Annotated in this window: 23 protein-coding genes; 3 read left to right on the forward strand and 20 right to left on the reverse strand. The window is 52.9% G+C overall.

Annotation, left to right across the window (positions count from 1 at the left end; genetic code table 11):
- Positions 1-90: 90 nt before the first annotated feature.
- The 19 genes from A8990_RS20790 to A8990_RS20880 all read right to left on the reverse strand — a co-directional run bounded on the left by A8990_RS20790 (position 91) and on the right by A8990_RS20880 (position 13848).
- A complete protein-coding gene (locus tag A8990_RS20790; protein ID WP_425463921.1) occupies positions 91-1002 on the reverse strand; it encodes a polyprenyl synthetase family protein in 912 nt (303 codons plus the stop codon).
- Between the two features lie 11 nt (positions 1003-1013).
- Entirely contained in the window at positions 1014-1271 is a 258-nt protein-coding gene (xseB, locus tag A8990_RS20795; RefSeq protein WP_116190972.1) for an exodeoxyribonuclease VII small subunit, read from the reverse strand.
- Entirely contained in the window at positions 1261-2628 is a 1368-nt protein-coding gene (gene xseA, locus A8990_RS20800; protein ID WP_116190973.1) for an exodeoxyribonuclease VII large subunit, read from the reverse strand. The genes xseB and xseA overlap by 11 nt, the downstream gene beginning before the upstream one ends.
- A 10-nt stretch (positions 2629-2638) precedes the next feature.
- Entirely contained in the window at positions 2639-3499 is an 861-nt protein-coding gene (gene folD, locus A8990_RS20805) for a bifunctional methylenetetrahydrofolate dehydrogenase/methenyltetrahydrofolate cyclohydrolase FolD (RefSeq protein ID WP_116190974.1), read from the reverse strand.
- Positions 3500-3648: 149 nt separating this feature from the next.
- Entirely contained in the window at positions 3649-4101 is a 453-nt protein-coding gene (gene nusB, locus A8990_RS20810; RefSeq protein ID WP_116190975.1) for a transcription antitermination factor NusB, read from the reverse strand.
- 94 nt (positions 4102-4195) lie between these two features.
- Positions 4196-4426, reverse strand: coding sequence for a DUF2273 domain-containing protein (locus A8990_RS20815; protein WP_425463922.1), 231 nt, complete (start codon positions 4424-4426; stop codon positions 4196-4198).
- 11 nt (positions 4427-4437) lie between these two features.
- Complete coding sequence (gene amaP / locus A8990_RS20820) at positions 4438-5001, reverse strand: alkaline shock response membrane anchor protein AmaP (RefSeq protein ID WP_116190977.1); 564 nt, start codon at positions 4999-5001, stop codon at positions 4438-4440.
- 108 nt (positions 5002-5109) lie between these two features.
- Positions 5110-5517 carry an Asp23/Gls24 family envelope stress response protein gene (locus A8990_RS20825; RefSeq protein ID WP_116190978.1) on the reverse strand — a complete coding sequence of 136 codons (408 nt, stop codon included), beginning with the start codon at positions 5515-5517 and terminating at the stop codon, positions 5110-5112.
- Positions 5518-5659: 142 nt separating this feature from the next.
- A complete protein-coding gene (gene accC / locus A8990_RS20830) occupies positions 5660-7018 on the reverse strand; it encodes an acetyl-CoA carboxylase biotin carboxylase subunit (RefSeq protein WP_116190979.1) in 1359 nt (452 codons plus the stop codon).
- A gap of 55 nt (positions 7019-7073) precedes the next feature.
- Positions 7074-7559: an acetyl-CoA carboxylase biotin carboxyl carrier protein gene (gene accB / locus A8990_RS20835; protein WP_116190980.1), complete on the reverse strand. Its 486-nt coding sequence runs from the start codon at positions 7557-7559 to the stop codon at positions 7074-7076.
- Positions 7560-7769: 210 nt separating this feature from the next.
- Positions 7770-8483, reverse strand: coding sequence for a SpoIIIAH-like family protein (locus A8990_RS20840; protein WP_116190981.1), 714 nt, complete (start codon positions 8481-8483; stop codon positions 7770-7772).
- A 38-nt stretch (positions 8484-8521) separates the two neighbouring features.
- A complete protein-coding gene (gene spoIIIAG, locus A8990_RS20845; RefSeq protein WP_342772919.1) occupies positions 8522-9169 on the reverse strand; it encodes a stage III sporulation protein AG in 648 nt (215 codons plus the stop codon).
- A gap of 15 nt (positions 9170-9184) precedes the next feature.
- On the reverse strand, positions 9185-9958 hold the full coding sequence (gene spoIIIAF, locus A8990_RS20850; protein ID WP_116190982.1) for a stage III sporulation protein AF: 774 nt from the start codon (positions 9956-9958) through the stop codon (positions 9185-9187).
- Between the two features lie 25 nt (positions 9959-9983).
- Complete coding sequence (spoIIIAE, locus tag A8990_RS20855; RefSeq protein WP_245996130.1) at positions 9984-11267, reverse strand: stage III sporulation protein AE; 1284 nt, start codon at positions 11265-11267, stop codon at positions 9984-9986.
- Positions 11268-11272: 5 nt separating this feature from the next.
- Complete coding sequence (gene spoIIIAD, locus A8990_RS20860) at positions 11273-11668, reverse strand: stage III sporulation protein AD (RefSeq protein ID WP_116190983.1); 396 nt, start codon at positions 11666-11668, stop codon at positions 11273-11275.
- Positions 11669-11708: 40 nt separating this feature from the next.
- Positions 11709-11912: a stage III sporulation protein AC gene (spoIIIAC, locus tag A8990_RS20865; protein ID WP_116190984.1), complete on the reverse strand. Its 204-nt coding sequence runs from the start codon at positions 11910-11912 to the stop codon at positions 11709-11711.
- Positions 11913-11927: 15 nt separating this feature from the next.
- Positions 11928-12446 (reverse strand): stage III sporulation protein SpoIIIAB, encoded by a 519-nt coding sequence (gene spoIIIAB, locus A8990_RS20870; protein ID WP_116190985.1) that lies wholly within the window; start codon positions 12444-12446, stop codon positions 11928-11930.
- The gene (spoIIIAA, locus tag A8990_RS20875; protein WP_116190986.1) at positions 12439-13449 is read right to left on the reverse strand and encodes a stage III sporulation protein AA; all 1011 of its coding nucleotides are present in this window, start codon (positions 13447-13449) and stop codon (positions 12439-12441) included. The genes spoIIIAB and spoIIIAA overlap by 8 nt, the downstream gene beginning before the upstream one ends.
- A gap of 132 nt (positions 13450-13581) precedes the next feature.
- Entirely contained in the window at positions 13582-13848 is a 267-nt protein-coding gene (locus A8990_RS20880) for a YqhV family protein (RefSeq protein ID WP_116190987.1), read from the reverse strand.
- 224 nt (positions 13849-14072) lie between these two features.
- Here A8990_RS20880 and comA point away from each other — a divergent pair, with 224 nt between their 5' ends.
- The 3 genes from comA (at position 14073) to A8990_RS20895 (ending at position 16247) form a co-directional block, all read left to right on the forward strand.
- Positions 14073-14909 (forward strand): phosphosulfolactate synthase, encoded by an 837-nt coding sequence (comA, locus tag A8990_RS20885; protein ID WP_116190988.1) that lies wholly within the window; start codon positions 14073-14075, stop codon positions 14907-14909.
- A gap of 59 nt (positions 14910-14968) precedes the next feature.
- Positions 14969-15679 (forward strand): 2-phosphosulfolactate phosphatase, encoded by a 711-nt coding sequence (locus tag A8990_RS20890; RefSeq protein WP_116190989.1) that lies wholly within the window; start codon positions 14969-14971, stop codon positions 15677-15679.
- Between the two features lie 103 nt (positions 15680-15782).
- A complete protein-coding gene (locus A8990_RS20895; RefSeq protein ID WP_116190990.1) occupies positions 15783-16247 on the forward strand; it encodes a DUF441 domain-containing protein in 465 nt (154 codons plus the stop codon).
- A 453-nt stretch (positions 16248-16700) separates the two neighbouring features.
- Here the strand turns inward: A8990_RS20895 and fabF are convergent, their stop codons facing one another.
- Positions 16701-17945 (reverse strand): beta-ketoacyl-ACP synthase II, encoded by a 1245-nt coding sequence (gene fabF, locus A8990_RS20900; protein ID WP_116190991.1) that lies wholly within the window; start codon positions 17943-17945, stop codon positions 16701-16703.
- Positions 17946-17956: the final 11 nt, after the last annotated feature.

A 17956-nucleotide genomic window follows, 5' to 3' on the forward strand; every position in this document is an offset into this window, starting at 1 on the left:
GTCAAATGTGGCTAAATTATAACATACGATTTAAGCAAAAACGACAATTGTCTGTTCAATCTCGATAATCTTGATAATTTCACGGTCAAATTAATGATCCCGATTCATTAAATAATCAGCAATTGCCATCAAATTGTCCGGATTTGCCAACTTCGCATCAGCCAGCGCTTGCTTGGATTCCTCCGTTAAACGCTCCACGAGCGCCACGCTCTTCTCCATGCCAAGCAAGAACGGGTATGTTACCTTCTGCTGCTGCACGTCGCTTTGCACCGGCTTGCCAAGCTTCGCCTCGTCGCCAATCAGATCCAGAATGTCGTCCTGGATTTGAAAAGCTAGCCCAAGCTTGCGGGCGAATTGCTGCAGCGATTCCAGCTGCTGCTGCGTTGCGCCGCCGATCCGTGCTCCAGCCAACACGGAGAACACGATCAAGTCGCTGGTCTTGTGCAAGTGGATGTACTCCAGTTCAGCAAGTGAGGTAACGCCCTGCTCGCCTAAGATATCAGCCGCCTGGCCTCCAACCATGCCCGGAGCACCCGCAAGCCTTGCGAGATCCGATACGATCGCGAGCGCCGTCTCTGGTGGAGTTCCAAGCGCAGCAGAACGAGTAATCGCGTAGAAGGCATGTGTGAGCAACCCATCGCCGGCAAGTATAGCCATCGCATCACCGTATACTTTATGATTGGTTAATTTGCCTCTTCGATAGTCATCGTTATCCATCGCTGGCAAATCATCGTGAATGAGCGAGTACGTATGGATCATCTCAATCGCACACGCCACCGGCATTGCCTGGCTGCGGGCAAGACTGTTGCTGTGAACTGCCTCAGCCGCTGTCAGAACGAGAATAGGCCGCAGACGTTTACCGCCCGCCTCCAAGGAATACATCATCGACTCCCGAAGTGCCGGCGGAATATCCCATTCCTGCGGGAGCGACATATGCAGCGCCTCTTCGATTTCCAAGACGGAGCGATTCAAGTAGTCGGCAGTAGAAACCGAAGTCTTCACTGGCAATCCCTCTATTCCTCGTTTGTCTGGGCAAACGGTTTTTTATGTAAGCCGTTCTCTGTTTCAATGAGCACTTCGATCTTACGTTCAACATCCTCAAGTTTGGCGCCGCACAGCTGGGACAGCTTCATCCCTTCTTGGAACAATTCGATCGCCGTCTCAAGCGGAACATCGCCGCTCTCAAGCTTGCTTACGATCGACTCTAGACGTTCCATTGCCGTTTCGAAGCTAATCGCCTCTTCTTCCAACACTTTTTCTTTAGCTGCCATCTGCTTTGGCCTCCCCATTAATTCCCCATACTTGGCATTCCAGCTGACCGTCTGCAACTTTAACCTTCACAAGGTCGCCGAGCTGGACGTCATTCACCGATTTCACGAGCCGTTTCTCCTGCTCATCGTAGATCAGGCTGTACCCTCTGGACATGACTTTCAGTGGACTAAGCGCATCAAGCTGCCTCATTGAAGCAAGCAGCTGCATCCGCTTCTCCTTCATGCCTGCTGCCATTGTCGACTGCAGCCGGTCCGATACACGCTCCAGCTGCTTCGCTGCTTGCGCAGCTTGCGCTCCAGGATGCATCTTGGCAAGCGCTCCGCTGAGGCGTTTATATTTATCAATGTTTCGTTCCGCAAGGCGAAGCACTCTCACATGCAGCCGTTCCTGTGCGCGGTCTAGCCGCTCGGCATGCTGCAATAAATATTTGCGCGGATTTATGAATAATGGCGATCTGCGCAGCCGCGCAAGACGTTCCTTACGGTTGTTCAAAGACATTCGCAAACTACTCACAAGCCTTGATTCTGTCTGAGCCAGTTTCGATTTCAGCTCATGAACACTCGTAACGGCAAGCTCTGCGGCAGCTGTTGGCGTTGCGGCCCGGAGGTCTGCGACAAAGTCAGCTATCGTAAAATCCGTCTCATGTCCAACCGCCGAAATAACCGGAATGCGTGATCTGGCAATGCTTCTCGCAACCGCCTCTTCATTGAACGCCCATAGCTCTTCGAGCGACCCGCCGCCACGGCCTATTATTAATACGTCGACTTCGGCTAAACGGTTCATTGTTTCGATCGCTTTTACGATTGAAGGCGCAGCGCCTGTCCCTTGCACGAGAACGGGAAAAAGCAGCACCGGCACAGAAGGGTGACGGCGCTGCAGCGTAATGATTATATCCCGCACGGCCGCGCCTGTTGCAGACGTGATTACGCCGATTGCTTTCGGAAACCGCGGGATCGGCCGCTTCCGTGCTGCGTCAAACAAGCCTTCATCCTGCAGCTTCTTCTTCAGCTGCTCATAGGCCAGATAGAGACTTCCGATCCCGTCCGGCTGCATGGAGATACAGTAAAATTGATAATTGCCGTCACGCTCGTAAACGGAGATATTGCCCCTTGCAATAACCTTCGCGCCTTCCTTCGGAATGAAGGGCAGCCGCTGATTGTAAGAAGCAAACATGATGCACTTGAGCCGGCTGTCCTTATCCTTAAGCGTGAAATACATATGTCCGCTTGAATGATGCGTGAAATTAGAGATCTCCCCGCGAATCCATACATCGCCGAGGAGCTCGTCCGATCCCAGCTTCATGCCAATATAACGATTTATCTCTTTAATCGAAAATATACGCGTGCGATCCGCCATCTTCCGCTTATCACCCCTGGATTGCGTGTTGTTGTTTCGCCGCTTTCAGCGTGTTCAGCATCAGCATTGTAATCGTCATCGGACCAACACCGCCCGGTACCGGCGTCACATAGCCCGCTGTTTCAAGCACATCGTCATAGTCGACATCGCCAGCCAGCTTGCCGGTTTCCAGACGGTTAATGCCGACGTCGATAACGACCGCACCCGGCTTCACGAACTTGCTGCCGATTGCCTTGGCTTTGCCGATCGCTACGACTAGAATATCAGCCGTTCTTGCGATCTCTTCCATATTCGCTGTACGCGAATGACAGATCGTCACAGTCGCGTTCTCGCGAAGCAGCAGCATCGATACCGGCTTGCCGACAATATTGCTGCGGCCAATAACGACTGCATGCTTGCCAGCAATGGATACGCCTGTCCGCTTAATTAGCTCGATAACGCCTGCTGGCGTACAAGGCAGTAAGCTATCGTCACCGATCACGAGATTGCCGACGCTGACCGGATGGAAGCCATCCACGTCTTTCATAGGGCTGATTGCATCGATAACCGCTTTCTCATTGATATGCTTCGGCAGCGGCAGCTGCACGAGAATACCATGAATCGTCGATTGATTGTTGAGTCTATCGATTAGCGCCAGAAGCTCTTCTTCAGACGCATCGCCGCTAAGACGGTGAACCTCTGAATAGAAACCAAGCTGCTGGCATGCTTTCTCCTTGCTGCCTACATACACCTTCGAAGCCGCGTCTTCGCCGACAAGGACAACGGCAAGACCAGGCTGAATGCCTTGCGCAGACAATTTCGCCGTTTCTTCTCCAATTTCAACTCGGATTGCATCCGAAATCACTTTACCTTCAATACGCTGTGCAGTCATTCTCGTAATCACTCCTGAATCGATGTTATGATAGCAGTTTTGAACGCTTGAAAATGGACTAAATTTTCTTAAAGCCCCTTAAATCCTGTAAAAGGACTCAAGGGGCTACCGTTAAGCGAGTGAAGACTCGCTATCGTTAACTCATAAGTTTAAGCCTTCGGCTTGAGCTCATCGAGCGCCTGCAGCAGACGGCCTAGAACGCCGTTGACGAACTTGCCGGACTCGTCCGTACCGAAATGCTTCGCAAGCTCGATGGCTTCGTTGATGATTGCCTTAGGCGGCACATCATCCCGGAATACAAGCTCATAGCAAGCGAGGCGAAGGATCTGCCGATCTACACGAGACAAACGATCGACTTGCCAACCCGTCAAATAGTGCTGCAGCATATCATCAATCGCTGATTTGCGCTCAAGTACGCCTTGAACCATTTCGCGCACATATTCATCAATGCGGTGAACGTCCGCAGCGTCCGCTTCGATCTCATTCTCTTCTTTCACTTCATCCACCAGCATATCCACTGCGGATGCTGCTGTTGCTTCTTCATTCATTTCCATATGGTACAAGCTTTGTACCACAATTTCCCGTGCTAGCCTACGTTTCATGGTGCCTCCCGATTCATCACATTGGTCAAAATATGATCTCCTCCCTGCCCCGAACGAATCCACTTAAGTCCGGGGTACGGAGGAGACCATAGTATTATCTAAACGGCCTCCATCGTTCCATAAGCCATTCGCCAAGCCGCTGCCATGGAATAATGGGGCCTCTTTGTTGGTCTTTCGCTTTGCCTATGGTATAGCCGATACAAAGCAGAAAGGCGAAAAACAGCATGTCCCAAAAACCTACAATAAAATAAAGAAGACCAAGAATGATACCTGCTGTTACACCGGTTATCCGTCCCCCGTAGGTTGTCCAGACTTCCTTCCACATCGGCATCACCTCTATTCTACGCGACTTTTAAAGTTCGCGGTTTGGATGATATTAGCTACGAATACAGACACGCCGGCTACAGGAATACCTGTAATCTCTTCCACATGGGATTTGACGGCACGCTGTATTTCTTCAGTAAGAACCGGAATCGAGCTTTCACCATCAGCAATGGCGCGCAATGACACTTCAATGCCTGCGTCGCTAATTCGAATTCTTGCTTTCAGATCTTTCACGCCGCGCTGGCGGCTTGCTGCCTTAAGCGCGAGGTTCTCAACGGTCTCTAGCGAGATGCGAATGTCGCCGAATTCCGTCCGCTGGTCAATCGACGGTGCGGATGAATTGCTCCGTCTAAGCGATACATAGAAGAAACGAAGGCTAATGATAAAGACAAGCGCGGAGACGATGAGCACCGTCGCCTGCAGCCAGTCATAGTCGCCGCTGTATGTATTATGTACGAGATTGATCAGCCACTCTTCAGGGAACCAGTACATGCCTGCGCTGAATGCAATGACAGCCACCGCACCGATCGCCAAGCTGTATAAGAATAATAGGAACTTGTCCAGCACTCTAATCAACGTGAGATTCCTCCTTGGGGCGGACTAGATAAAACCCCCTAGCGCCGAGCGGCAAGCCCAACCACTAGGGGGTATGTCATCATTCATTTACGATTGACGATTGCATCTCTACTTTAGGCGCGTAACGATCTCATCTTCTTCCAGCTTCTCTGTTGTCTTGAAATGAACGTCATGGATATGCACATTCACTTCGACTACATGGAGACCAGTCATCATTTCGATGGACCGTTTCACGTTGTTCTGAATGTTAGCCGCAATTTCCGGAATACGATTGCCGTATTCCACAATGATGGAGACATCGACTGCAGCCTCACGCTGCCCAACTTCAACCTTTACACCTTTGGACAAGTTTTTACGGCCCAGTAGCTCTGCAATGCCGCCGGCGAAACCGCCGCTCATGCCTGCAACGCCCTTTACCTCAATTGTCGCAAGTCCAGCAATGATCTCAATCACTTCGGGTGCGATTTGAATAGTGCCCATGTCCGTCTTTTCGTAGTCCGCTGCTAGCGTACTCATGGTTATCCTACACCTCCCGTAAAAGTTGCGTATATCCGCCAATTTTGGCATGGATAGCTTATCCGCTTCTTATTCCTATACTATAGCATTCCAAAGGAATTATGACAAACCAGTCCAATTGTCACAACCGCGATTCTCGCGGTTATTCTACAGGATTGTTAATGTCATTGTCCTCGAGGAACTTGATATCGAAATTGCCTTTGAGGAATTTCGGATGATTCAAGAGCTTCATATGGAACGGAATCGTCGTCTTAATCCCATCGATCGCGAACTCGCCGAGTGCCCGCTTCATCCGTGCAATCGCGTCTTCACGCGTTGCGCCCCAGACGATCAGCTTCGCGATCATCGAATCGTAATGCGGGGAAATCGTATAACCCGGATATGCACCGCTGTCAACACGCACGCCTAGACCGCCTGGCGGCAAGTAGAAGTCGATCTTACCTGGCGAAGGCATAAAGCCGCGCTCCGAATCTTCCGCATTAATCCGGCATTCGATCGACCAGCCGTTAATCTTCAGATCTTCTTGCTTGAAGGAAAGCTCATTGCCTTCTGCCACAGAGATCATTTCTTTAATCAGGTCGACGCCAGTAATCAATTCTGTTACTGGATGCTCTACCTGAATACGCGTATTCATCTCCATGAAGTAGAAGTTGCCGTCTGGACCGAGCAAGAACTCAAGAGTGCCAGCGCCGGAATAGTTAACAGCAAGCGCAGCGCGCACAGCTGCCTGGCCCATACGCTCACGAAGCGCCGGGCTAAGAATCGGACAAGGCGCTTCCTCGACAAGCTTCTGGCGGCGGCGCTGCACGGAGCAGTCACGCTCGAACAAGTGAACGGCGTTGCCATGCTTGTCGGCCATAATTTGAATTTCAACGTGCTTCATGCCCGTCAAATATTTCTCAAGGTAAACGCCGGCATTGCCGAAAGCCTTCTGCGCTTCCTGCTGAGCCGTCGTAATTTGCGAAATGAGGGAATTCTCGTCCTCTGCAATACGGATGCCTTTGCCGCCTCCGCCCGCAGTTGCTTTAATAATAACCGGATAGCCAATCTCGCGGGCTACGCGAATGGCATCATCCATATCTTCGATCAGGCCGTCAGAGCCTGGGATAATCGGTACGTCGGCTTGCTTCATCGTCGATTTTGCAACCGCTTTATCACCCATCTTGCTAATCGCTTGCGGGGAAGGACCGATAAAGGTCACGTTGCAGGATTCGCAAATTTCAGCGAAATCCGCATTTTCCGCCAGGAAGCCGTAGCCCGGGTGGATCGCATCGCAATCGGTTAACGTTGCAACGCTCATAATATTCGTCAAGTTCAGGTAGCTGTCTTTGGACGCAACCGGTCCGATGCAATAAGCTTCATCAGCTAAACGTACATGAAGGGATTCACGGTCCGCTTCCGAATAAACAGCAACGGTTTGAATGCCGAGCTCGCGGCAAGCACGAATAATACGCACAGCGATTTCGCCCCGGTTTGCAATCAATATTTTGTTGAATTTCATGGGTAAGCTCCTTTCGCGCATGCTATTGTACTTGATTCCCTTTTCGCTTCAAATGCTACTCCGGTTTAACCAGGAACAACGGCTGCCCGAATTCGACAAGCTGGCCATTCTCAACAAGGATGTCAACGATTTCGCCGCGTACTTCGGCTTCAAGCTCATTCATAAGCTTCATCGCTTCAAGGATACATACGATCGACTTCTCGTTAATGCGATCGCCAACATTCACGTAAGCACCTTTCTCTGGCGAGGACGCGCGGTAGAAAGTACCCACCATCGGCGATACGATTTGGTGATAGTTCTCAGTAGCTGCCGGCTGCGACGCTTGCGCGCTTGCTTGCGGGCTTGGTGCCGGTGCTGCTGCCTGCGGCTGATACGCCTGCGTATATGTAGGAATGGCTGAAGCAGCTTGTACATTCACCACTTCTGTTTTGCCGGGTTTACGAATCATTAGGCGTGCGCCATCGTTTTCGATTTCAAGTTCATGGACGGAAGTACCGTCAACCAGTTTGATCAATTCTTTTATCTCACTCAGCTTAAACATCGTTTCACTCCTAAAAATGTAGTGCATCTTCAGGGAAGATGCTTCTTAGTAACAATAACAGTGGGTAAGGTGCAATTTACCAAACCTGCACATACCAATGCTCATTATAGCATAAACCACCCGGAACACGAACCCATTTTTTATACAAGCCTGGATGGGAAAAAGCCCCATTGCCTATAGCATTGGCAATGGGGCTCTCTCTTAGACCGTTTACTTCACATATTGAATCGTCACTTGATCCGGAGATACGCCAAGCTCGTTGATGACCATGGACAGGATCGTTTCCGCTTGGCTCTTCTCGAGCTTCTCGCTTTGGACGACGACTTTGTAACGGTCATTATCGTCAGATACGACAGCCGCATTGCTGAATTGTTTCGTCAGCTCTTCTTCAAGGGCAGTAACCTTCGTGCTCTTGTCTTCCAGCAGATTCAGCTGATCAACAGCCGCGCCGGCCGCTTTCTCGTCCTGCTTCGTATCGGAGATGGTGCCCAGCAGCTTGTTGTACTCATCATAGAACTTCTGATCGCGCTTCTCTTGCATTTGGCTGAACACGCTCTCGCTGACTGCGCCGGATTTCTCCAGCTGCTTGAGCGTTTCTTGATCCGCTGCGTCTGCTGCCGCTCTATTGTCTGCCGCAGCTGTGCTGTCCTTCGAAGCATCCTGCGTACTGTTCGTTGCCGTTGCATCTGTGCTTGCATTCGCGTCTTTATTGCCTGTTACTTCGGATACGGTAATGCCGTTGTCGTTGCCAGCATCGCTGGAAGCCTCCGTCGCGTTCGAAGCTGCGCTCTGCTGCTGCTGCGTTCCGTCAGTGACCATGTTGCTTGGCGTTCCTACATCCTCAGTAAACAAATAATAAGCCGACAAAATGACCATTAAACTCAGCATGGATACTAGCCAAATCGTTTGCCTTTTGTTGTTCATTTACGAACAGCCTCCCTTTTCATTGTCCAATTGAAATTTTATTGGTGTTTGCGGGGAACAACCGATATTCGGTTGACCGCAACATTAAGGCCCTTCTCGACAGCGTCGACAATGAGCCGTCTTACCGTACCGTTCTCTGCACCCTTCGCGACGATCAGTACACCGCGAATTTTCGGCTGAAGCTTCTTCACAATGATTGGCGATTGGTCGCCGGATGTATCGTAGAGCACCACTTGTCCTTCCTTAGTCAGGGCTGTGATGCTTCGTTTACCGCCATTCTTGTCGCTTTCGTTCGTAATCTGCTGCGATTCTTTCTGGTTTAGCTGTACGACCGATTCCTCCGTGGAGTCCACCGTTATCAGCACGTCGACATCGCTTACGCCCACGATCATCTCCAAGATCTCTTTAAGCCGATTCTCCAGCGAATGCTCGATGACGTCAAAAGGGCTGTTCGATGAACCGCCTGGCCCCAAAGCCGCTTCCGTCTGCGGAGCATTGGACGCTGTTGTTTGCTGATCTGCGGATGGTACTTGGCGATAGGTGAGAAAAGAGTTCAGGATAACTAGCGCGACTCCGATCCCTCCGAGAATGAGCAGCCAGCGCAGCGTCTTCACCCGCTTCGGCCCTCCGCCTCCACGACCGCCTCCAACTGATGACTCCAGCGCATCCAGCCATTTGGCCAACATCGTTCTCCCCTTTCCCTACTTTGCCGACTCGGCATCCGCTTGCTGCTGCAGCACTTCAATTCGTTTCGGATTCACACTCCAGCCTTGCCGGAGCACTTCCTTAACGGCAGCTGCCGCAGCGTTGTTCACTGGCTGAACCTCTGCAGAAGCATCTGGTGTGTTCCCCTGCTGATCCGTCACGGGCGGGACCGTAACTTCGATCGCTTCAATCTCTTCGACCGGCTTCACGTTCTTCCCCGAATTCGAATTACCTGTTGCCGCGCTCTCATCCTCCGGGACCGACTCTGAGTTCGCTGCTGAATCTGCATCTGGCTCTGTTCCTGGTTCCGGCTTTGCTAATGTCACCACGACCGAGTCGATTCGTGCCTGATCTCCGCCGTTCGTTCCGATCAGCTTGACGTTCACCCCTGCCACTTGCAATCCGGTCGACTCTGCGATGCTTTCCTTCATGGATGCCCCGAGCCTCTGTTCCGTCAGCAGTAAGGCCGAATCCTGCTGCTTCTGCTGCAGCTTCTTGGCATTCTCTTGAATCTCTTCAAGCGTCGGCATGTGGAGCTGGTCATTCTTGGTCGATTGAATCCAGTTATCCACCTGCTGATCCAGCCTTGCGTTGAAGTCGCCTTGGAGCAGCCGAATGATCGGCGTCAGGATGGTCAGAAGGATAATCAGTCCCGCGACCAGTCTTACATACCGCTGCATCGCCTTGTTTGGCAGAATCAGATCAATAAAGCCCGCCAGCAGCACAACCGCGATAATTTGCTGAAGCCATACGGCAAGCCAGTTCAGCATGCGAACCCCTCCTGCTTCATGCGCTTCACCTGATCATGACCGCCGCGTTGCCTGCCGTAAGCACGATCGTGATGGCCAGGAAGAACATCAGTCCGACTGCGGCCAGCGCAGCGAAGACGTAAATTAAAGTTTTGCCGATCGTCTGCAGGCAGGTCACGATCGGACTGTCACCGAGCGGCTGCATGATGGCGGCAGATACGTTGTAGATGAGTGCGAGCGTCATAATCTTCACCGCAGGGAATGCGCATAGGAACAAAATGATGACTACGCCTGCGATCCCGATCGCGTTCTTGACGAGCAGCGAAGCCGACATGACCGTATCAGCAGCATCCGAGAAGGTTCGTCCAATGACAGGTACGAAGTTGCCTGTAATGAACTTCGCCGTCCGCATCGTTACGCCGTCTGTGACGGAGCCCGTCGCCCCTTGCACCGAGATAACCCCGAGAAACACCGTCAGCATGATGCCCATCAGCCCGACACTGAAATTGCGGAGCACGTTCGCCAGCTGCGTTACCTTGAACTTATCCGACACGGCGCTTGCGATATGAAGCACGGCAGAGAAGAACAGGAGCGGAAAAACGACGGTATAGATGATGGAGCCCACCGCGTTGATCATGAAGACAATGAGCGGATGGAGCACCGAAACGGTAACGACGCTCCCCATTGTTGCAAGCAGTGTCAGCAGCAGCGGCACCATCGCGAGCATGAACTGGATCATTCCGGTGATGGCGTCCTTCGCATAGCCGATTGCGACGTTGAAGCTGTTCACCGCCAGCACGATCATGACCATGTAGGCGATGCTGTAGGCCACTTTGCTCACAGTATTACGCTCGAACGCGGTCTGCATCGTCTCCAGCATCATGCTGAACACCGTCAGAATGACGATCGTGACGAGCAGCTTGCCATTGTAAAGGATCTCGTGCAGCACGTATCTCAGCAGTCCCGAGATGACCGTCGTCAGTTTGAGTCCTTCGCCGCCTGGCACGACCATCTCCGCAAAGCTTGGCACTTTATTTTCCGGGAAGAAGCCGCTGTATTCCTTCATCAGCTTGTTCCAGTAATCCTCAACAGCCTCCGTGTTAATGCCCTTCAGCTGTTGATTCGCAAGCGCTGCATTGACTTCGGGCGCACTAGGATCGGCACCTGACCTCGATGCTGACGGTCGATCCATCTGTTCTGTCTGCTGCATCTGATCGTCAGGCCCATTCGATGCTGCCATTGCCGCCACCGGCAGAAGTGCGAGAAGTGCGAACAGGACGACGGCTACGAGCATCGTGTTACGGATCAACCATCGTCTCATCTGCATCATCTGGTTCAACTCCCTACCGGCAACAGGCCGAGCACTGTTTCTACGATGACGCTGATGATCGGCACTGCGAGCACGAGAATGAGGATTTTGCCGGCAAATTCGATCTTCGAGGCAATGCTCTCCTGCCCCGCGTCTCGTACAATCTGCGAGCCGAATTCGGCGATGTAGGCGATGCCGATGATTTTCAGAATCGTCTTCAGATAGATCGACGGGATGCCGGACCGATCCGCGAGCTGCTCGAGCACATTTAATACGGCGTCGATTTTGCCAACGACATACAAGAAGATGAACAGTCCTGTAAATGCAGCCAGCAGAAAAGCGAACATCGGCTTCTGCTCCCGCAGAACAAGCACGAGTGCTGCTGCCACCAAACCTAGTCCTACAATTTGGATGATTTCCAAAGCCTGTTCACCTGCCTAGCTGTAAAAGCTGTTGTTGTTGTCATTGAAATAAGAACGTCGTCTTGATTTCCTGAAACAGATCGCCTAATAATCGCAAAATCATGAACAGCACAATGATAAATCCGACCAGCGTCGCCCAGTGCGCGTATTCCTCCTTGCCGCTTTGCTTCAGAAGCGTATGGATCATGGCGGCGATAAACCCAATTCCGGCGATTTGAAAGATTGCCAATACATCAAAGTTCATTCTTGCGGCACCCCATTAAAGAATCAAAATGACGACGAGTAGAGCAGTGAGTACGCCAAGACTCTTCCACATTTTTGAGAATCGCGAAGCATCTTCCCGAGCGTTTTCCTCTTCCGCATGGAGCTGTTGAATCGCGAGCTTCAAATGTTTCATCTGGTCTTCCCTGTCGCTGATGCCAAGAGTCGACCCGAGCCGGACTAGCGCCGCTTGCTCTGGCTGTCGCATCGCAGTATTCGGCCAAATTTCGGCTGCCGCCTGTTCCCAGCATTCGCGGAACGTGAGCTCGGACTGTTCGTCCAGCCTGCGCCCCACTGCGCGGAACAGCCCTGCGGCTGGTTCCTGCAGCATGGCTGCGCTGCGGCTGATTGCTTCCGGCAGCGGCGTGAAGCCGTATCCGATCTCAGTCTCGAGCCGCGTTAGCGCGTAGATCAGCTGGCGAATCTGATTCGGGCGCGAAGCGAATCGCGACGCTTGTACGAACCCGATCATCGTGCCGGCGAACAGGATGAGCGCAGCTCCAATCAGCTTAACCACTGGCGCCGCCTCCCTTCACTGCTGTCGGCTCGCGAGCCGCCGGCGCTCGTCCAGCCGAAGCGGCCGGCAGCACTCTGCTCATCAGGCTTCCTCCGCTTCGCCGAAGCTCCACGATATGCTGGAAGGCTCCCGCTTCGAGCAGCTTGCCGAGCAGCGGCCGGCCTCTTGCATCCTCCAGATCCTTGGCATGCGCGGTTGCAATAACGGTCACGCCGGCGTGGCTGGCATCCAGAATGGCTGCGCCGTCCTCTTCGCGGCCGATTTCGTCGACGATTATAATCTCCGGTGACATGGAGCGAAGCATCATCATCATCCCTTCCGCTTTGGGGCAGGCATCCATCACATCTGTCCGCGGCCCGACATTGAACGTAGGCACGCCTCTGACGCAGGCTGCAATCTCCGAGCGCTCATCGATAATACCGACTTTGCGGCCAGGCCAGTCCGAAGCAGCAGGATGTCCCCAAGCTCCACAGCTGACCGCCCTTGCCAAGTCCCGCACAAGTGTTGTCTTTCCTTGCTGCGGCGGTGCGATGATGAGCGTCGATTGCAGCGTCTGCCGCTGAAGATCAACGAGCTTCGGCAGCAGCCCGGTTGCCGCGCCGATCACTTCTCTGGCGATCCGCACGTTGAACGCTGCGATATCGCGGATGCCCCGGACATGGCCCTGCTCCAGAATCGTGCGGCCAGCTAGTCCAATCCGATGACCGCCGGCGACCGTGATATATCCGCGGCGCAGTTCTTCCTCCATCGCATAGAGCGAATGATTCGTGACTCGCTCTTGCATTTTGCGGCAAAGCTCCGGGGTTGGCTTGTACGCTTCATCCGGCTTCGCCAGCAGCTTCCCGGTTCCGGATACGAACCAAAAGCCTTGGCTTGTACTAATTTCAAGCGGCCGGCCTTCGCGGATTCGTATCTCTTCGATGACGTCCTGAATCTTATCCGGAATGCGGCATAGCACATAGGCCAGCTCGGAAGGCAGCAAATGCAGCACTTTCTTCAGCATCGTTCAATCCCTCCCGGCAGCTCCAAAGCTAGATTGCTAGAATGGCGTGATTGTCCATCTTTATAACCAATTCTATTCAATGGAACGCAGCATTATGACAAATCTAGACGTCTATGAACGATTGCTGGAAGGCTACTTTTTCAGCACCCCGGTCAAAATGCACGCGACGCCGCCAACGATCCACAGCATTTTGCCAAACGAGATTTTGTCCGAAAGTCCCACGAGTCCGATCGTCGTCGTGGAGATAAGCACCAGTGGACCGACGAACGCCAGTGAAGTGTTGACAACTAACGCTTTATCAACCTGATTGAGCCGCAGCATGAGCAGTGCCGCCAAAATTTCGAGCGAGCCGGAGAAAATCCGAATCGTCGCCATGCTCATTACAATTTTGTTCAGCATATCTATCTCCTCTCTTCCAATTGTTGCAAGATGCGAGATGCATTTTGCCCATTGTCCCTCTACTTCTTCTACTACTAGAACCGCTCTCGTATAGCTTATGCGGACTTGCTATTCTTTCATTCTCACAAAATTAGGCGTATGCGCACTGTCATCAGCACACGATCTGGGCGCACTGCATATATTGCTGTGGAAATGAAACGACCTGCGAATTGTGAGGAGATATCATGAGATCAATTAATGTGGCGGCTTGGCCTTCCGTACTCAGCGACCCAAGCGGCCAGCGCGAGATGTCCAGCCGCAGCGCTCACGAGCGCGGCAAAACGATGGTAATTGACAAAGGGCTAGGACGCCACGCGTTCTCCGATCTGCTTGAGACGTCTGCAAGCTATATGGATTGCATTAAATTCGGATTCGGCACTGCGCCGTTATATCCGACGGACCTCCTTCTGAGCAAAATCGAACAAGCGAAACGATGCGGCCTTACCGTCATGCCAGGAGGCACGCTGCTGGAGTCCGCGGTGCAGCAAGACGTCGTGGCTGCCTTTTTCCGGACGATTTGCCGGCTTGGCTTTAACGGAATTGAAGTGTCCGATGGCACGATTGAGTTGAGCCGCAAGCAGCGCGCCGAGCTTATTCAAGAAGGAGTTAAGAACGGACTTCGCGTCGTTTCTGAATATGGGAAGAAGCTGACCGGCTCGCTTGTCGATGTCCAGGAGCTTGTCGCTACCGCTGAGGCAGACTGGCATGCAGGTTCAGAAATGGTGACGATTGAAGCAAGAGAATCCGGCGTCGGCGTTGGACTGTTCGATGCCAATGGCAATTGCGCGCAAAGCGTGCTCGAAACGGTAAGCCGTGCTTTCGGCGGCGATGTTAGCCGCATTATGTGGGAAACGCCGCTGAAGCACCAACAGGTGCTGATGCTGCAAACCTTCGGCTCCGATGTGCACCTCGGCAACATTCAGCCGGGCGAGGTATTAGCACTTGAAACGATGCGGCGGGGGCTGCGCTCCGACACATTCTGTTTCGGGGTACATGTCGAGCCGTTTGTTTATATGATTTAATGCGGTTTCGGCATGCCGGTTCTACCGTTTTAGGAATTTCAGGAAGGAAGCGTTAACTCATGCAAATTGAAGTCATCTCCAACGTAAATGAAGCGCAGGCTGAGCGGTTCAGCCATCGGACGGCGATCGTTATTGATGTGCTTCGCGCAACGAGCACGATTGTCGCTGCGCTTTCCGCCGGGGCCGCAGGGATCGTCCCTGTGGAAACCGTGCTGGAAGCAAGAGCGCTTCTATGCGAAGGACAGGTGCTGGCGGGAGAGCGGTTTTGCCGTAAAATCCCCGGATTCGATCTCGGCAACTCCCCCGAGGAATTTACCGCTGAAGCGGTTCGCGGGCGTCGGGTCGTTCTGACGACGACGAACGGCACGCGGGCACTGCACAAAGCGATGCGCGCCGACCATGTGCTGGCGGGATCGCTGAACAATGCGGCGGCATGCGCGCGCGCTGCGATGGAGCTGCGCCGTGATCTTGTGCTGCTGTGCGCCGGCAGCCATGATGAATTTGCGCTGGAAGACGGCGTATGCGCGGGCCTGCTCATCAGCGAGCTTCAGGCGCTTTGCTCTGCGCCGCTTGAGATGAATGATTTTGGCGCGGCTATGCTGGGGTTGTATCGGAATACAGCCGATCATCTCTATGAGGTCATTTCCGGCAGCGTAACGGGAAAACGATTGATTAAGTATGGCAGCGGCCGCGACGTGGAGCGATGCAGTGTCGTCAATTGCAGCAGTATCGTGCCGCGGATGCAAGGCGACATGCTTGTACAAGGGTAACTCGGATTAGACATATCGCGAGAGCTTGTTCCATACACTGGAAGTATGGACGCTCCATGTTCATTTGCGGGGCGGCGACAACGGTTGAAGGAGTCGGGCAAGTATGAGCGGGGAAGTCGTATTAGTTGTACTCATTATTATTGGCTTAATTGGACGATCGCCGATCATCTCAACAGCGGCATGCGTGCTCTTGATTGTGAAGCTCGTTCATCTGCAGCGCTTCTTGCCCACAATTGAGCGGAGAGGATTAGAGCTCGGACTGCTGTTCCTTACGTTTAGCGTGCTTGTTCCGTTCGCTTCGGAGCGAATCACAACCAAAGATATGCTCAGCGTCGTCACTTCATGGCCTGGCATCCTCGCCCTGACAGGAGGCGCGATCGCCACTTACGTCAACGGCAAAGGTCTTGAGATGCTGCGGCTCGATCCGCAGCTGATCGTCGGCCTCGTCGTCGGCTCGATCTTCGGCATCGTCTTTCTGCGCGGAATCCCCGTCGGCCCTCTTATGGCCGCCGGTATCACCGCGATCTTGTTCAAGCTGTTTAGCTTTATTGCCGGACGCTTTTTTTAGCGACGAGCGTGGGGTGAAGCAAAGAAGCTCCCCAGTTGGTTGTTGGTTGGGGAGCTTCTTTGTTTGTGTGTGAGGAAGTACATGGTTTGTGTAGGTACCTGGAGTACACTCTTTCGCTCGAATCATCGTTATTCCGCCAATGTAGGCACCTGGAGTACATTCTTTCACTCAAAACACTGGTATTCCGCCAATGTAGGTACTTAGAGTACACTCTTTCGCTCGAATCATCGGTATTCCGCCAATGTAGGTACCTGGAGTACACTCTTTCACTCAAAACACTGGTATTCCGCTAATGTAGGTACCTGGAGTACATACATAATCTCCATGTAGTCCACCAGACCAGCTACATCTACCAATTCCGCCCAATTTACTCGAATGTAGTCCACCAGACCGGCTACTTCACCAATTCCGCTTTTCCAATTGTCAATTCAACGCACAATGTCCCGCTCAAGTTTACTCCCCATCAAACCGCCGAAGCACAATCACTGCATTATGCCCGCCGAAGCCGAAGGAGTTGGACATGCCAACGCGAAGATCCGCCTCTCGCGCTATGTTCGGCACGTAATCCAGATCGCATTCCGGATCACCCTCTTCCTGATTAATTGTCGGTGGAATGATGCCTTCGCGAAGCGAGTTCACGAGCGCGATCGCTTCGGCTCCGCCTGCTGCGCCGAGCATATGCCCCGTCATCGACTTGTTTGCCGTGATTGGCACGCGATAGGCATCTTCTCCGAACAGACGCTTGATCGCCTTCGTCTCGGAAATATCGCCAAGGTGCGTGCTTGTCGCGTGCGCGCTGATAACGTCCACGTCGCTCGGCGTTAAGCCCGCATCCCGCAGTGCCGACTTCATCGCGAGATAAGCGCCTAATCCTTCTGGATGCGTCGCGACAATGTGATAGGCGTCCGAGCTAGCTCCGTATCCGATTACTTCACCATAGATTGTAGCGCCTCTTGCAAGGGCATGCGATAACGATTCCAGCACGACGATTCCTGCACCTTCGGCAATGACGAAACCGTCGCGGCCACTATCGAAAGGACGGCTCGCACCAGTTGGGTCATCATTTCGGTTCGAGAGCGAAGTCGCATTGCCGAAGCTGGCAAGAGATATCTCCGTTACCGCAGCCTCCGCCCCTCCGGCGAACACCACATCAGCGCCTCCCGACCGAATAAGACGAAAGGCTTCTCCGATCGCAGTATTCCCGATCGAACATGCCGTCACGGGAGACATGGACGGTCCGTGCGCTCCGAAGCGAATGCTGATCATCGCCGAAGCCATGTTCGCGATCATCATCGGAACGAGTGTCGGACTAACTCTATCCGCACCACGATCTCGCAATACTCCGTCCTGCTCGAGCAACGTGTTCAATCCGCCAATACCGGAGCCGACGTACACGCCTAAGCGCTCATGGTCGATTGAAGCGGCATTCAGACCGGCTTCATTCCATGCCTGCTCGGCTGCAGCCAGCGCGAACTGAACGAAACGATCCATTCTTCTCGCTTCCTTTCGTCCGAATCTCGCATCGCCGTCGAAATCTCGTACCAGACCGGCGATACGCGACTTGAACCGACTGACATCATCCAGCGAGTCAATCTCGGTAATACCAGATTCACCTTTCTTCAGCCTCTCCCAGAAGACAGCCGTCTCATTCCCAAGCGGCGATATTATACCCGTACCGGTAATGACTACCCGTTCCATATTAATTCCTC

Origin of the sequence: Paenibacillus taihuensis, from assembly GCF_003386535.1 — a bacterium.
Taxonomy (GTDB): domain Bacteria; phylum Bacillota; class Bacilli; order Paenibacillales; family Paenibacillaceae; genus Paenibacillus_Z; species Paenibacillus_Z taihuensis.

Excerpts from the sequence above, each read along its gene's own strand:
- xseB (WP_116190972.1), bottom strand. The coding sequence starts at position 1,271 with ATGGCAGCTAAAGAAAAAGTGTTGGAAGAAGAGGCGATTAGCTTCGAA.
- xseA (WP_116190973.1), bottom strand. The coding sequence starts at position 2,628 with ATGGCGGATCGCACGCGTATATTTTCGATTAAAGAGATAAATCGTTAT.
- folD (WP_116190974.1), bottom strand. The coding sequence starts at position 3,499 with ATGACTGCACAGCGTATTGAAGGTAAAGTGATTTCGGATGCAATCCGA.
- nusB (WP_116190975.1), bottom strand. The coding sequence starts at position 4,101 with ATGAAACGTAGGCTAGCACGGGAAATTGTGGTACAAAGCTTGTACCAT.
- A8990_RS20815 (WP_425463922.1), bottom strand. The coding sequence starts at position 4,426 with ATGTGGAAGGAAGTCTGGACAACCTACGGGGGACGGATAACCGGTGTA.
- A8990_RS20825 (WP_116190978.1), bottom strand. The coding sequence starts at position 5,517 with ATGAGTACGCTAGCAGCGGACTACGAAAAGACGGACATGGGCACTATT.
- accC (WP_116190979.1), bottom strand. The coding sequence starts at position 7,018 with ATGAAATTCAACAAAATATTGATTGCAAACCGGGGCGAAATCGCTGTG.
- accB (WP_116190980.1), bottom strand. The coding sequence starts at position 7,559 with ATGTTTAAGCTGAGTGAGATAAAAGAATTGATCAAACTGGTTGACGGT.
- A8990_RS20840 (WP_116190981.1), bottom strand. The coding sequence starts at position 8,483 with ATGAACAACAAAAGGCAAACGATTTGGCTAGTATCCATGCTGAGTTTA.
- spoIIIAG (WP_342772919.1), bottom strand. The coding sequence starts at position 9,169 with ATGTTGGCCAAATGGCTGGATGCGCTGGAGTCATCAGTTGGAGGCGGT.
- spoIIIAF (WP_116190982.1), bottom strand. The coding sequence starts at position 9,958 with ATGCTGAACTGGCTTGCCGTATGGCTTCAGCAAATTATCGCGGTTGTG.
- spoIIIAE (WP_245996130.1), bottom strand. The coding sequence starts at position 11,267 with ATGATGCAGATGAGACGATGGTTGATCCGTAACACGATGCTCGTAGCC.
- spoIIIAC (WP_116190984.1), bottom strand. The coding sequence starts at position 11,912 with ATGAACTTTGATGTATTGGCAATCTTTCAAATCGCCGGAATTGGGTTT.
- spoIIIAA (WP_116190986.1), bottom strand. The coding sequence starts at position 13,449 with ATGCTGAAGAAAGTGCTGCATTTGCTGCCTTCCGAGCTGGCCTATGTG.
- A8990_RS20880 (WP_116190987.1), bottom strand. The coding sequence starts at position 13,848 with ATGCTGAACAAAATTGTAATGAGCATGGCGACGATTCGGATTTTCTCC.
- comA (WP_116190988.1), top strand. The coding sequence starts at position 14,073 with ATGAGATCAATTAATGTGGCGGCTTGGCCTTCCGTACTCAGCGACCCA.
- A8990_RS20890 (WP_116190989.1), top strand. The coding sequence starts at position 14,969 with ATGCAAATTGAAGTCATCTCCAACGTAAATGAAGCGCAGGCTGAGCGG.
- A8990_RS20895 (WP_116190990.1), top strand. The coding sequence starts at position 15,783 with ATGAGCGGGGAAGTCGTATTAGTTGTACTCATTATTATTGGCTTAATT.
- fabF (WP_116190991.1), bottom strand. The coding sequence starts at position 17,945 with ATGGAACGGGTAGTCATTACCGGTACGGGTATAATATCGCCGCTTGGG.